Below are 13,052 nucleotides of genomic sequence, written 5' to 3' on the forward strand. Positions count from 1 at the left end.
GACATACAACGGGAAGAGTATCTCTATCTTATATTTAATTAAGTTGACCTACTTAAGCTATGGTTGATTGAAACGCAGGCTGCTGTAAGCGATAGTATGATTGGCGTGGTAATTTAACCTCATATAGTTGAATAAGACAAATATGATTAAAATCCTTCATCTCTCCGACATCCACATGGGAAGCGGCTTCTCCCACGGACGAATTAATCCCGCAACTGGATTAAATACACGATTGGAGGATTTCGTCAGTACATTATCTATATGTATTGACCGAGCGCTGACAGATACTGTTGATATGGTGATATTTGGTGGCGATGCTTTCCCGGATGCCACACCACCACCCTATGTACAACAAGCTTTTGCTAGTCAGTTTCGCCGTTTGATGGATGCCAATATTCCAACAGTGCTGTTGGTGGGCAACCACGACCAACACTCCCAAGGACAGGGAGGGGCAAGTTTAAATATTTACCGCACCTTGGGAGTACCAGGATTTGTTGTCGGTGATACATTAACTACTCACTACATCAAAACCCGTAATGGCAAAGTGCAAGTAATCACCCTCCCTTGGCTGACCCGTTCCACCCTGATGACTCGCCTAGAAACTGAAGGTTTGTCTTTGGCGGAAGTCAACCAACTGTTAACGGAACGTCTGCGAGTTGTTCTAGAAGGGGAAATTCGCCGTCTTGACCCCAATGTGCCAACTGTTCTTTTGGCTCACTTGATGGCTGACAATGCTACTTTAGGCGCAGAACGCTTTTTGGCAGTAGGTAAAGGCTTTACTCTACCCCTATCTTTACTGACGCGACCTTGTTTTGATTATGTAGCGTTGGGACACGTCCACCGCCACCAAAATCTGAATAAATCTAACAACCCGCCGGTGATTTATCCAGGAAGTATTGAGCGGGTAGATTTTAGTGAAGAAAAAGAAGACAAGGGTTATGTGATGCTAGAACTTGAGCGGGGGAGCGCTGAATGGGAGTTTTGCCCCTTAACAGTTCGGACTTTCCGCACCATTGAAGTGGATGTCTCGAAAACAGATGATCCGCAAGCGGTATTAATGAAAGCGATCGCCAAGTATGATATTCAAGATGCTGTAGTGCGGCTAATTTACAAACTCCGCTCTGAACAGATGGATTTAATTGACAGTTCCTCTCTACATACTGCTTTAAGTCCCGCTCATACCTACACCATTCAAGCAGAATTAGTAAGTCAATTAGCCAGGCCCCGTATTCCTGAATTGAGTGCAAGTAGCAGCATCGACCCAATGGAAGCTTTGAAAACTTACTTGAACAATCGTGAAGACCTCAAAGACATAGCAGCATCAATGCTGGATGCAGCACAGAAGTTGCTAACAGATGATGTGGAAGTCTGGCTGGAAGCAGCAACTAGTGAGTAAGATAGATACCAATTATTCTTTGACAAGTTGCTAGAACCCTTTGATGCATTGTCCGATACAGGTTAGGATAATCCATCAATTAGCAAAAAAACTTCAAGCACGCTTAATCGCGCTGTAACATGACAATCAGCCAAATTTGGATTTGGGCAGATTCTTGAGGAGTTTGCTACTCTACTATCAATTGTGCTTTTCTTCTAGCCAGAGGAAATTTTGAATTCAGTAAATTAAGTTATCGAGCCTTGAATAAGCTACTGTTTACAGGTAAATCTTTTCGTTTTATGGCTTTTGTCCTACCGCTAATCATCTGGTGGGAATACAAAGAAGTACAAAACCAATTTGTACAGCCGCAAGCAGTTGTAGTGTTGGGTGGTTCAACCAGACGTTTAGAGCGAGAGAAGTTTACGGCCGAATTTGTCCGCCAGCATCCAAATATACCAATTTGGATTAGTGGGGGTAGTCCACCTAGATTCACGCAACGAGTGTTTACCAAAGCTGGTGTTGATCCCAAACGTTTACACTTGGACTATGAAGCCGTAGATACAGTTACTAATTTTACTACGTTGGTGGATGATTTGCAAGCTCGCGGCATCAAGAGCGTTTATTTGATTACTTCAGACTTCCATATGCGCCGGGCTTGTGTCATCGGCGAAATTATTTTGGGTAGTCGAGGTATTTATTTAAAACCAGTCCCAGTTCCTTCAGAAAAACCCCCTGAATCTATCAAAAAATCTATTCGCGATGGAGCTAGAGCAATACTTTGGTTAGCAACTGGTTACACAGGTGTGGATGTAGCTAAAAATAAACAATAAATCAAACCAATTTTAGATTTTGGATTGAAAATCTTCAGATTCAGAAGGTTTCTCAATTTGAATAAGACAAACTATTCTAAGTTGGTATCATTTATGAGAATTTGCATGATCTTGATCTAAGTCAATACAGGCAAATTAAGAGAATTAATGTTAATCATCTTGACATTAACTAAGTAATAACAGACACATGAAACTACAATTATCGAAAAGCTAGTGCAACGCCAACCTGCAAACAACACAATATAAAAACCAATTAAGAATTTTTGCTCATTTGGTTGCTTGGTGAATACTTTGCGTCCCTCAAAGTTTCGAGCCGTGGCTTGGGTAACTCGAATTTATCTGTGTAGTTCCGGGAAAAAAACGTCCCAATCCCCTCCACAATTTGATACCCTAGCTTAAACAGATTTGAGAAAAGTTAAAGCGTGGAAATTCAACTTGGGCGGGGAAAAACAGCTCGCAGAGCTTACGGAATAGATGAAATTGCTCTAGTCCCCGGTAACAGAACACTAGACCCCAGTTTGGCAGAGACTAAGTGGCGGATTGGCAATATTGAGCGAGAAATCCCGATAATTGCCAGTGCGATGGATAGCGTAGTAGATGTTCGCCTGGCTGTACGTTTGTCACAGTTAGGAGCATTAGGTGTCCTCAATTTAGAGGGGATTCAAACTCGCTATGCTGACCCAGAGCCAATATTAGATCGGATTGCCTCTGTGGGTAAAGATGAATTTGTTGCCTTGATGCAAGAACTCTATGCCGAACCAATAAAGCCAGAATTAATTGAACTACGTATTCAGCAAATTAAACAACAAGGTGGCATTGCGGCGGTGAGTGCAACTCCAGCCGGTGCAAGTAAATACGGTGAGGCGGTGGCAAAAGCTGGGGCAGATTTATTTTTTGTACAGGCTACGGTAGTTTCTACTGCACATCTATCACCAGAGTCTTTAGTACCACTTGATTTAGCAGAATTTTGCCGTTCGATGCCCATCCCCGTGGTGTTGGGTAATTGCGTGACTTACGAAGTTACTTTGAATTTGTTGAAAGCTGGGGCGGCTGGGGTACTGGTGGGAATTGGGCCTGGTGCCGCTTGTACTTCTCGTGGAGTGTTGGGTGTGGGTGTGCCACAAGCGACTGCGATCGCTGATTGTACTGCGGCACGAGATGATTACTACAAGGAAACTGGTAACTATATCCCGATTATTGCTGATGGCGGTTTAATCACTGGTGGCGATATTTGTAAATGCATCGCCTGCGGTGCCGATGGTGTGATGATTGGTTCACCCTTTGCCAGAGCCGCCGAAGCCCCAGGACGAGGTTATCATTGGGGTATGGCGACTCCCAGCCCAGTTTTGCCCCGTGGCACCCGGATTCGCGTTGGCACAACTGGTAGCCTAGAGCAAATCCTCATTGGCCCAGCAGGACTAGATGATGGCACTCACAATCTTTTAGGAGCCTTAAAGACGAGCATGGGCACCTTAGGAGTCAAAAATATTAAAGAAATGCAGCAAGTGGAAGTTGTGATTGCGCCTTCCTTATTAACTGAGGGTAAAGTTTACCAAAAAGCTCAACAATTAGGTATGGGGAAATAGAATTTGGGCATGGGGCATGGGGCATGGGGCATCGGCATAAGGGAGACAAAGGGAACAAGGAGAATAACCAATGCCCAATCCTCAATGCTTAATTCTTCAAGAAATTTTTCCAGCCCCCTAAACAATTGCTGGAAAAATTCGATATGTCGCCTACAATAGAGATAGCGGAGACGCATGTTTCCGTTCACTCCTCACACCACACTCCGCCCGGACTACTGTTCGGGCGGTTCCTTATGTTTGTAAATAAATTCTACAGCTTCTTTGCAAATGTACATCCTCTACTCCCAAGCCGAGGTTTTTGCTATGGTAGAATTTTCACCAAGTTCAGATATTATTGGCGAAGGTTTTAGGCATGTCAACAGCCGCACAAGTTACCGATTCTAGTTTCCAGCAAGAAGTACTCGACAGCGATGTACCCGTTTTAGTTGACTTTTGGGCACCCTGGTGCGGACCATGCCGTATGGTAGCTCCTGTTGTCGATGAAATCTCCGAACAGTACAAAGGTCAAATAAAGGTCGTAAAAGTCAATACAGATGAAAATCCTAATGTTGCTAGCCAGTACGGCATCCGCAGCATTCCCACATTAATGATTTTTAAGGGTGGACAAAAAGTGGATATGGTGGTCGGCGCTGTGCCTAAAACTACATTAGCTTCCACTCTCGAAAAGTATCTTTGAAACTCAATCGGCAATAAACTCCTCTTGAGTTATCCATGTTGTTCTAACTTTAGGTTAATTTTTATAAACAAGTTTGAGAGACAAAAAATTCGCGTCTCTCAAGCTTGTTTACATTTGTATACAGTTTCAGAATATTTTTAGGAGTTTTCTACCTCAAAAACAACTCCCTAATTTCTGCACTACCAATTTTTACCGCTATAGCATTGCCAACAGAAAACCCAAAAGCTGGCGTAGTTTGCTTAAGATAAGGGGTACGCTCCGAATTCAAAAGTCAAAATTCAAAATAAATTTAGTTGCTCTGTAATAGAAAAATATCCATAGCAGACAGCTTTTATCAGGGTTTGATCACAACACAATCGCAATCTTACTCTGTTTGCTAGAACCCAGAGTGAAGATTAAGATCAGCAATAAAACAAGTCTGTTAAATAAAAGCAATGCTGACGCATTTCTAATTAAGTACCACAGATGTTGAATTAACGATAAATTTGATAATCTATCTTTCATAAATCAACTGTTCGTTGTTGAATGTATGAAGTCTTATTTAGCCGCCGCTATTCAATTGACCAGTGTGTCCGATCTACACAAAAATTTGGCACAGGCAGAAGAATTAATAGAGCTTGCCGTGCGTCAAGGTGCTGAATTGGTAAGTTTACCAGAAAACTTTTCTTATATGGGAGAAGAAAAAGACAAACTCGCGCAAGGCGATGCGATCGCTGGTGAAAGTGAAAATTTTCTCAAAAAAATGGCTCAACGCTTTCAAATTACGATCTTAGGCGGCAGCTTTCCACTTCCGGTAGACAATACAGGCAAAGTTTATAACACCACTCTACTCATCGACCCAAACGGTCAAGAACTTGCCCGCTACTACAAAGTACACTTATTTGATGTTAACGTCCCTGATGGCAACACCTATCGCGAATCCAGCACGGTTGTGGCTGGTACGCAACTACCCCCCGTCCATTTCTCAGAAAAATTCGGTAATCTAGGACTTTCTATTTGTTATGATGTCCGCTTCCCTGAACTGTATCGTCATCTTGCAGATAAGGGAGCTGATGTTATCTTTATTCCCGCCGCCTTTACCGCGTTTACTGGCAAAGACCACTGGCAAGTACTACTACAAGCCAGAGCCATCGAAAATACCGCTTACGTCATTGCTCCTGCCCAAACAGGCAATAACTACGCCCGCCGTCTAACCCACGGACACGCGGTCATTATCGACCCTTGGGGCGTAATTTTAGCCGATGCTGGAGAAAAGCCGGGAATTGCGATCGCTGAAATCAACCCCACTAGGCTCGAACAAGTCCGCCGTCAAATGCCCTCCTTACAACATCGGGTATTCTAGGCACTGGGGATGAGGGAGTGAGAATTTTAGATTTTAGATTTTAGATTTTGGATTTTGGATTAAAGAATTGAAATTTAATCCAAAAGACGCGACGCTCGAATACTCGCTAACGCTGCGCTATCGTCAATCCCTTCTCCCTTCGCGTAGCGTCTCCAAGAGTTGGGGAGACGCTGCGCGTAGGAAGATCCCGAAGGGTACGGCTTGGTGCAGTCACTCATGGGAAGCCACTGCGGTGGACGGGTTCCCCGGCATAAAGGAGCCAGCCGTTCTTTCGGGTCTCCCGACTTGAGCGGACTGGCGTCAAGTGGCGTGGAAACCCCCTACAGCCCTTCTCTACGAGACGCTCCGCGAACGGGCATCCTCCGGCAGGCGCTAGCCTCTCCCTTTGGGAGAAGACCGCGCTGCTTCACCAAAATCAAAAATTCAATTGCCCAATGCCCAGTCCTGATGAATAAAACAAAAAACCGGGTAAACACCCGGTTTATGCCAATATGAGAATCCTCACTCTTTTAGGAGCATAGCAGCACTATGCTCCTATTTATTTGTTGGCAAAATTAAACTTTAGCGGCTGCTTTAGTGACAACGTTGAGTTCACCTTTAGCATACTTAGCAGCAAAATCTTCCAAAGAAATTTGCTTAATCTTGCTTGCGTTGCCAGCCGTGCCAAATTGCTGATAGCGTTCAGCACAAACCTTCTGCATATATGTAATGGAAGGCTTGAGGAAGTGACGGGGGTCAAACTCCTCTGGTTTTTTAGCCAAAGCTTCACGTACAGCAGCAGTAATAGCCAAACGGTTATCGGTGTCGATGTTTACCTTACGTACACCGCTCTTGATGCCTTTTTGGATTTCTTCTACAGGTACGCCGTAGGTTTCAGGAATTGCACCACCATACTGGTTAATCAGTGCAAGCAAATCTTCAGGTACAGAAGAAGAACCGTGCATTACCAAGTGGGTGTTAGGCAAACGGCGGTGAATTTCTTCAATGCGGCTGATGGCCAAAATTTCGCCAGTGGGCTTGCGGGTAAACTTGTAAGCACCGTGGCTTGTGCCAATGGCAACAGCCAAAGCATCTACTTGGGTTGCTTCTACGAAGTCAACAGCTTCATCGGGGTCGGTTAGCAGTTGGGAGTGGTCGAGCGTACCCTCAAACCCGTGGCCATCTTCAGCTTCGCCAGCACCAGTTTCTAGAGAACCCAAACAACCGAGTTCACCTTCAACGCTGACACCCAAAGCATGAGCTACATTTACAACTTCGCGGGTAACACTGACGTTGTACTCGAAGCTAGCCGGGGTCTTAGCATCAGCTTCTAAAGAACCATCCATCATCACGCTGGTGAAGTTGTTCTTAATTGCTGAGTAGCAGGTAGCAGGCGCATTCCCATGATCTTGGTGCATGACAATGGGAATGTGAGGATAGGTTTCTACGGCTGCCAAAATTAGGTGGCGGAGAAAGTTTTCTCCTGCATAATTACGAGCGCCACGAGAAGCTTGCAAAATTACAGGGCTATCTGTCTCGACAGCAGCCTTCAGGATCGCCTGAATCTGCTCCAAATTGTTAACGTTGAAAGCTGGGATGCCGTAACCGTTTTCAGCTGCGTGATCCAACAGCAGCCGCAGTGGTACAAGCGCCATAGATAGTCCTCCTAATGTGGTTGTCAGCTAGTCGGTGTGAGAGAAGCGTAATTATTACGCTAAATCTTAAGAGTTTTTTCAACTTATAGGAAATTATAACTAGTGTGGTGTGTCATGTTGAAAAAGATCACGCTATGTTTACTATTATAAATATGCCCTATTTTTGCTCTCTACTGCTGTACTATAACCCCCACTGTCGCATTTACTACTGGGATACTACAGAACTTAGGCGCAAGCGAAGAGGTATTTTCTGAGGTTTTAGGATTCGAGGGAGTAGATAAGAAGTAAGCGGAGTGTCTTTGCTCAACTGGTACACCGGATCAATGAAGACAGCGATCGCTTGTGAGTTTATACTTACAATCAGATTTAACTGAGTGATAATTATTCTATAAATAGCTCGACCAATAGATATCTCATGATCGATATTGGAAATCTGCGTTGCTTTGTTTGAGCAAAACTTATTTTATTTTGTGAAAATTTTATGGTAAAAGGATTCAGAGTTAGTATGTTGCTATTGGCAGTTCTGGGAAATCTAGCATGGTCATTTAGTGCTAAGGCAAATTTTAACGGCAAACTCAGCATAGAAATTGATGACTTGAAGAATAAACAAGGACAAGTTTGTGTCAGTATATTTGCCAGCAGTGAAGGATTTCCTAGCGATCGCGATCGCGTCTTACAAAAGCAGTGTAGCAAGATTACTGACATTCCCTTAAGCATTACCTTTGAGAACTTGAAAGCAGGTAGTTACGCCGTTGCTGTCTTCCACGATCAAAATAATGACTACACTCTCAATAGTAATATTTTTGGTATACCAAAGGAAGGCTTTGGATTTTCCAGCAACCCAGAAATTCTCACAAGAGCGCCCAAATTTAGCGAAGCCGCATTTTTGGTCGCAGGCCCGGACACCAATATCCAAATCCAGTTGAAATATTTTTAGACTTATTCTTGTGAATCGTTGTGTAAATCCTCCGGTAGACTCTGTTGTTCCGGCAAGCCACGCATTCGATTCATCTGAGTCAAAGCATATCGTGCTGTTGCTTGCACTTCCGCATCTGGGTCTTCTAGTGCATGGCGCAACATCTGACTCATTTGACCCATCATATCATAAACACGCGTCAGGTCACGGATCGCATTTTGCCGCACTTGTGGACTTTCATCTTGGATTGAAATTGCTAGAGCACGATTCATCGGTTTGAGTGTGCGGATACCAATTTCTGCCAAAGCTGCCAAAATTAAACTGCTTTCTTGAGAATCAGCATCAATCATCAGGTCAACCATTGGCTGAATTGCCCGCGAATCTCCCTGCTGACCCAAATCCCAAATAGCTTTGCGTCGTTTCATTGGGTCAGAATTGCGTAGGTCTTGAATTAATTCATCAACGATATTCAGTTTAGTCAGTCGGGAAGTTTTTTCTGGTAGCAGTAGTTGTGTGGTAAGTGGTGGCGTAGCTGTTTGTGGACTAGTTACAGTCTCTGGTAAGAGTGGTGTCATCAGGTCTTTCTTAGCTTCACTCAAGCTTTTAGTATTTGATATTTCCGACTTTTCCACTTGTTTGACCTGACGAAACCACCTCAGCAGGTAAACAAGTGCGCCAATACTTCCTAGAACTCCAATGGCAAATATTAACCACCAGACAAAACCTCTCTCCGTTGGCTTGGGTTTTACAGTTGGTTTGGAAGTCCCAGCATCAGAGGTGAATATTCGAGAACTGATAATCTGATTTTTAGCCTCCATTGCTGCTTGCAGTTTCTCGTTAGTTGCCAGACCCGTAATACCATCTACTTTTAAACCCTTTGCTTTCTGGAATTTAGCTACAGCGATTTCCGTACTGGCGTTGTACTGTCCATTTACCACGCCACTGTAGTATCCCAACTGCTTTAATTGAGTTTGTAGTGTCTGCACATCTGACCCTTGACTACCGAGCATCAAAATAGCCGGACTAGCAGTAACTGTCGAACTAGCTTGTGCAAGTTCTAAAATTTCAGGTGCTAGGTTAGGTGTGGCTGTACTTGCGCGATTTGGGTAAAAACCCAGGCAAGAAAAACAGGTGAATATCAAGATTAAGGAAGGGCGTAGCCTCATATTGCAAGTTTCAGCCTGAACGTGCTTTTGAAGTATTCGATACAACAATAACAATTCAAAATTCAAAATTCAAAATTCAAAAGTGAACAGAGTTATTGCTTATGGCAAAATTTCTGGTTCAGATTCTCTGACTGCTAGGGTTATGGGGTGCAATTTTTTAACAGATGTTTCTAAAACTGGTTGCGGTATATTAGCTATTTCGCCGACAGTAACTGTATCGTTTTGTCGAGCTAAAGTATCACGTTGGTTAATCAGATAGATACTGATTAAAGTGAGGAAAACACCGACCCACTGCAACGGACTGAGGACTTCTGAGAGGAAGAGATTGCCGAATAGTAGGGCAAATACGGGTGTCAGGAAGGTGAGGGAACTAAGACTGGTGAGACTGCCACTAGAGGCAAAGTAGAAAAATAACCCGTAGGCGATCGCACTGCCAAATACGGTAGCATAACCCAAAGCCACTAAATCAGATCCTCCTAGATTCTCCCACTGCTGGGATTCGACAACTGATGAAATTCCCCATAGTGGCAATCCACCTAAAATCATGTGCCATCCTGTAGCGCTTACTGGGTCAGCATGTCGGCACACAAACCGAATCAACACTGTTCCCACTGCCATTGACAGTGCTGCTAACAGCATCAACCACTCGCCACTAGCAAACAAATCTTGCCAGTTGCCAATTGTGATATTTGCGCCTGAGTCGAGAAAATGTAAAATCCACTCATCAGGTAAACCAATTAAACTAATGCCTGTGATTCCTAATCCTAACCCCAGCCATCCCCAAAAACCAATGTGTTCTTGGAATAGCCACAACGACAGCAAGGCAACAGCTAAGGGTTGGGAATCAATCATCACAGACCCTAACCCCGCACTGGTTTTGACTAATCCCTCAGCCAAAAAGCCTTGAAACAGCGTCCCATCTATCAAGGCAAATAAGGCAATCCACAGCCATGCAGCCCAACCCTTCGGCTGGGGTTTACCCATGAATGCGGCTGCAATCAGAATTAACACCCCTGCTGGTATCAAACGCACTCCCGCCATGAATAGCGGTGTGGTGTGGGGTATCACTCCTTTCATGGCTACCATTGCCGTCCCCCATAGGAAAAAGGGGGCAATTAACAAAAGAGGGGCGAAGGGAAGTTGAGATGCACTGAGTTTCAGTTGCATGGGTTTGCTGATGCCTTTATTTAACAAGCGCAAAAATTGCTTTACCCAATTTTACCGAATTATGTAGTTTTGCGATCGCATAGCCTCTAGGAGAGAAGGAAAGAATACTCAAGTGTCAATTCTCTGCGTGCCCACCGTTCAGCGTCTCGCCGAATTCCATGCGTGAGAGGCTAGCGCCTGCCTCCCCTGTTCCCGCGCTGCTTTCCCTTTGCGTTTAAATTTCAACCCTCAGTTCCCCACGATTTACGCAGAAAGCTTTATCCGGTAACAAGCACAAACGTTTTAAATCAGGCAAATAGACACTAGTATTTATACGTAAAAATCCTACTAAAGTGTATTTTTAAGCTAATAATGTAAGTGATTGATCTTTGAGACACTTTTTTGCGGTTGGTGTAAAGGGTGCTGATATGAATATCCTCAAACAAATTTCTTCTCCTGAACGTCCAGCAGTTATGCTTAACGGCTTAGATTTTCGTGAGTTGTTTGTCTGGCTTTCTGCGTCGATGAAACGGGTTTATAGTCGCAAAGTAGGGCAGGCTATAGCTTTACCGGCTATGGGATGGGGTCAATTTACCAGTTAGAGGAAATTTTGTGAATTGGAAAGCTGTTGCGCGTTCCGCGATCGGAACAAGTCATCAAAACCAGGGTATAGTTTGTCAAGATTATGGGGATTATCGCATCTTTGATGATCTGATTATTGTAGGCGCGGTTGCTGATGGTGCTGGTAGTGCTAAATATTCTGATATTGGTGCTAAGTTGGCGGTAGAAACCGTACTCAAATGCTTTGCTGATATTAATGAATCTCCTCAGAAGGAAGAAGAATTTGAGCCAGGTTTTTCTCAACCACTGTCTAAAGAAGAAGCTGAGAAACTGTTTGCTAAAATTGTGAAAAAAGCTATTACAAATTTACATGAGCAAGCAGCCAAAGAAAATCATTCTGTTAATGATTTAGCTTGTACATTGTTAGTTTTCGTGGCTACTCCTGACTGGGTTGCAGCTATGCAAATCGGGGATGGATTTATTGTAAGGCGTTCCCAAGAGTCAGAATATCAACTGTTATTTCAGCCAGAAAAAGGTGAGTTTGCTAATGAAACGACTTTTATCACTTCAGCAAATGCAGTAAAAGAAATGCAGGTTAAGGTTATTTCCGAAAAACAAGAGTTTATTTGTGCTTCCACTGATGGACTAGAAAAAGTAGCAATTCGCTTGAGCGACTGGGAAGCGTTCTCACCTTTCTTTAAACCTTTGGAGGAATACTTGCACGAACCTGTTAATGGAGAGGAGAAAGATAAATATCTGACGGAATTCCTCAACTCTGAACGGCTAAATTCTCGCACTGACGATGATAAAACTTTACTTTTGTGCTTCTTTGATAGAGAGTAAAATTCGATGACAGTTTTCACCTGTGCAAGTACGGGTCAATCGATTACTTTGCTGGGTGAAACTAAAATTAGTGGTGAAGCCAAGGTTTGGTAAACTAATCACAATGGTTACTTAGCAAAAATTTAACACTCGCAAACTCCTGAGCGTGTGCAAAAGTTGGCGGTGATGATAGCGCACCGACCCAAAGAGCCAAACTCTCACCTGAATCATATTTCTTTTGCTTGGCCTAAGTCGTTACTGAAAGATGCTCAGGGTGATTGTGTGGATTTTTTGATGCCGTAAATTAAGGAAGGAAAAGAACTTATTGATATCTTATGCTCAAGCTAAACCGACACAGTACCAAATACCATTGGATATTTTAAATTCAGCCAAAGAATACTGGGAAGCTAATAATATTGCTCTGAAATTTTTACTTATAAAAAAATAGGTCAATTTAGGCTTGAGACAAATTAAGATATAGTCCAATCTTCTAAACGCAAATTAGGTACTTTATCAAAATCTTTCAGGTTGCGGGTGACTAAAATCCCATTTACTGACAGCGTAATTGCCGCAATGCGTAAATCTTCAGTCCCAACGCGGATTTTTTGCTTAACTAATTCAGCGCAAATTTTGCCAGCATCATGACTAAATAGCAGCACATTGAGAGTATTTAAGTCTTCTAATGTATCTTTTAATCTGGCAGAAGCAAAGACTAATTCATTTAATGAATCAGCCCTGTTAATAATATTCATTCGTCCCCGTAGTTGTTCAGTAGCTGTAACTATAGTTATGGCAATGTCTTGAGTATTAAATGTATTTAATCGTTTGATAATAAATGGATTACCTCTTTACATCAATGATAGGTGATCTGTATCTAGTATCCTTACCTCATTCACCTCGCTTCATTGTCTGCATCCAATTCACGTCGATATTCTTCTATAGGAATCCTATTTGAGTTTTGAACAAGCTCCGTACATCTGAAGAGTGGCAAAGTCAAA

The 13,052-nt window shown here is 43.2% G+C and carries 13 protein-coding genes; 9 read left to right on the forward strand and 4 right to left on the reverse strand.

Annotated elements, in window-relative coordinates; translation table 11 throughout:
- Positions 1–142 precede the first annotated feature (142 nt).
- The 6 genes from PUQ00_RS29695 (at position 143) to PUQ00_RS29720 (ending at position 6,304) form a co-directional block, all read left to right on the forward strand.
- On the forward strand, positions 143–1,396 hold the full coding sequence (locus PUQ00_RS29695; RefSeq protein WP_300423297.1) for an exonuclease SbcCD subunit D: 1,254 nt from the start codon (positions 143–145) through the stop codon (positions 1,394–1,396).
- 278 nt (positions 1,397–1,674) lie between these two features.
- Positions 1,675–2,205 (forward strand): YdcF family protein, encoded by a 531-nt coding sequence (locus PUQ00_RS29700; RefSeq protein ID WP_300423311.1) that lies wholly within the window; start codon positions 1,675–1,677, stop codon positions 2,203–2,205.
- A gap of 422 nt (positions 2,206–2,627) precedes the next feature.
- Positions 2,628–3,791, forward strand: a complete 1,164-nt coding sequence (locus PUQ00_RS29705; protein ID WP_300423298.1) for a GuaB3 family IMP dehydrogenase-related protein — start codon at positions 2,628–2,630, stop codon at positions 3,789–3,791.
- A 352-nt stretch (positions 3,792–4,143) separates the two neighbouring features.
- Entirely contained in the window at positions 4,144–4,467 is a 324-nt protein-coding gene (gene trxA / locus PUQ00_RS29710) for a thioredoxin (protein ID WP_300423299.1), read from the forward strand.
- Between the two features lie 529 nt (positions 4,468–4,996).
- Complete coding sequence (locus tag PUQ00_RS29715; RefSeq protein ID WP_300423300.1) at positions 4,997–5,809, forward strand: carbon-nitrogen hydrolase family protein; 813 nt, start codon at positions 4,997–4,999, stop codon at positions 5,807–5,809.
- Positions 5,810–6,025: 216 nt separating this feature from the next.
- Positions 6,026–6,304: a hypothetical protein gene (locus PUQ00_RS29720; RefSeq protein ID WP_300423301.1), complete on the forward strand. Its 279-nt coding sequence runs from the start codon at positions 6,026–6,028 to the stop codon at positions 6,302–6,304.
- 59 nt (positions 6,305–6,363) lie between these two features.
- Here the strand turns inward: PUQ00_RS29720 and fba are convergent, their stop codons facing one another.
- The gene (gene fba / locus PUQ00_RS29725; RefSeq protein ID WP_300423302.1) at positions 6,364–7,443 is read right to left on the reverse strand and encodes a class II fructose-bisphosphate aldolase; all 1,080 of its coding nucleotides are present in this window, start codon (positions 7,441–7,443) and stop codon (positions 6,364–6,366) included.
- A 481-nt stretch (positions 7,444–7,924) separates the two neighbouring features.
- On the opposite strand from fba, the gene PUQ00_RS29730 reads away from it, so the two are divergent.
- Positions 7,925–8,380, forward strand: coding sequence for a DUF2141 domain-containing protein (locus tag PUQ00_RS29730; protein WP_300423304.1), 456 nt, complete (start codon positions 7,925–7,927; stop codon positions 8,378–8,380).
- Between the two features lie 2 nt (positions 8,381–8,382).
- Here PUQ00_RS29730 and PUQ00_RS29735 read toward each other — a convergent pair whose 3' ends face one another.
- Together PUQ00_RS29735 and PUQ00_RS29740 are read right to left on the reverse strand one after the other, a co-directional pair.
- A complete protein-coding gene (locus tag PUQ00_RS29735; protein ID WP_300423306.1) occupies positions 8,383–9,525 on the reverse strand; it encodes a peptidoglycan-binding protein in 1,143 nt (380 codons plus the stop codon).
- A 99-nt stretch (positions 9,526–9,624) separates the two neighbouring features.
- Positions 9,625–10,692 carry an EamA family transporter gene (locus PUQ00_RS29740; RefSeq protein WP_300423308.1) on the reverse strand — a complete coding sequence of 356 codons (1,068 nt, stop codon included), beginning with the start codon at positions 10,690–10,692 and terminating at the stop codon, positions 9,625–9,627.
- A 368-nt stretch (positions 10,693–11,060) separates the two neighbouring features.
- Here PUQ00_RS29740 and PUQ00_RS29745 point away from each other — a divergent pair, with 368 nt between their 5' ends.
- Both PUQ00_RS29745 and PUQ00_RS29750 read left to right on the forward strand, forming a co-directional pair.
- Positions 11,061–11,273: a hypothetical protein gene (locus tag PUQ00_RS29745; protein ID WP_335029546.1), complete on the forward strand. Its 213-nt coding sequence runs from the start codon at positions 11,061–11,063 to the stop codon at positions 11,271–11,273.
- Positions 11,274–11,283: 10 nt separating this feature from the next.
- Positions 11,284–12,075, forward strand: coding sequence for a PP2C family serine/threonine-protein phosphatase (locus PUQ00_RS29750; protein WP_300423309.1), 792 nt, complete (start codon positions 11,284–11,286; stop codon positions 12,073–12,075).
- A gap of 449 nt (positions 12,076–12,524) precedes the next feature.
- Here the strand turns inward: PUQ00_RS29750 and PUQ00_RS29755 are convergent, their stop codons facing one another.
- A complete protein-coding gene (locus PUQ00_RS29755) occupies positions 12,525–12,806 on the reverse strand; it encodes a hypothetical protein (protein ID WP_300423310.1) in 282 nt (93 codons plus the stop codon).
- Positions 12,807–13,052: the final 246 nt, after the last annotated feature.

The sequence above is a fragment of the Nostoc sp. S13 genome (assembly GCF_029379315.1).
Lineage (GTDB): Bacteria > Cyanobacteriota > Cyanobacteriia > Cyanobacteriales > Nostocaceae > Nostoc.

What these genes read in the sequence shown, in the direction of transcription:
- PUQ00_RS29695 (WP_300423297.1), top strand. Translation starts at nt 143, where the DNA reads ATGATTAAAATCCTTCATCTCTCCGACATCCACATGGGAAGCGGCTTC.
- PUQ00_RS29700 (WP_300423311.1), top strand. Translation starts at nt 1,675, where the DNA reads ATGGCTTTTGTCCTACCGCTAATCATCTGGTGGGAATACAAAGAAGTA.
- trxA (WP_300423299.1), top strand. Translation starts at nt 4,144, where the DNA reads ATGTCAACAGCCGCACAAGTTACCGATTCTAGTTTCCAGCAAGAAGTA.
- PUQ00_RS29715 (WP_300423300.1), top strand. Translation starts at nt 4,997, where the DNA reads ATGAAGTCTTATTTAGCCGCCGCTATTCAATTGACCAGTGTGTCCGAT.
- PUQ00_RS29720 (WP_300423301.1), top strand. Translation starts at nt 6,026, where the DNA reads ATGGGAAGCCACTGCGGTGGACGGGTTCCCCGGCATAAAGGAGCCAGC.
- fba (WP_300423302.1), bottom strand. Translation starts at nt 7,443, where the DNA reads ATGGCGCTTGTACCACTGCGGCTGCTGTTGGATCACGCAGCTGAAAAC.
- PUQ00_RS29730 (WP_300423304.1), top strand. Translation starts at nt 7,925, where the DNA reads ATGGTAAAAGGATTCAGAGTTAGTATGTTGCTATTGGCAGTTCTGGGA.
- PUQ00_RS29735 (WP_300423306.1), bottom strand. Translation starts at nt 9,525, where the DNA reads ATGAGGCTACGCCCTTCCTTAATCTTGATATTCACCTGTTTTTCTTGC.
- PUQ00_RS29740 (WP_300423308.1), bottom strand. Translation starts at nt 10,692, where the DNA reads ATGCAACTGAAACTCAGTGCATCTCAACTTCCCTTCGCCCCTCTTTTG.
- PUQ00_RS29755 (WP_300423310.1), bottom strand. Translation starts at nt 12,806, where the DNA reads ATGAATATTATTAACAGGGCTGATTCATTAAATGAATTAGTCTTTGCT.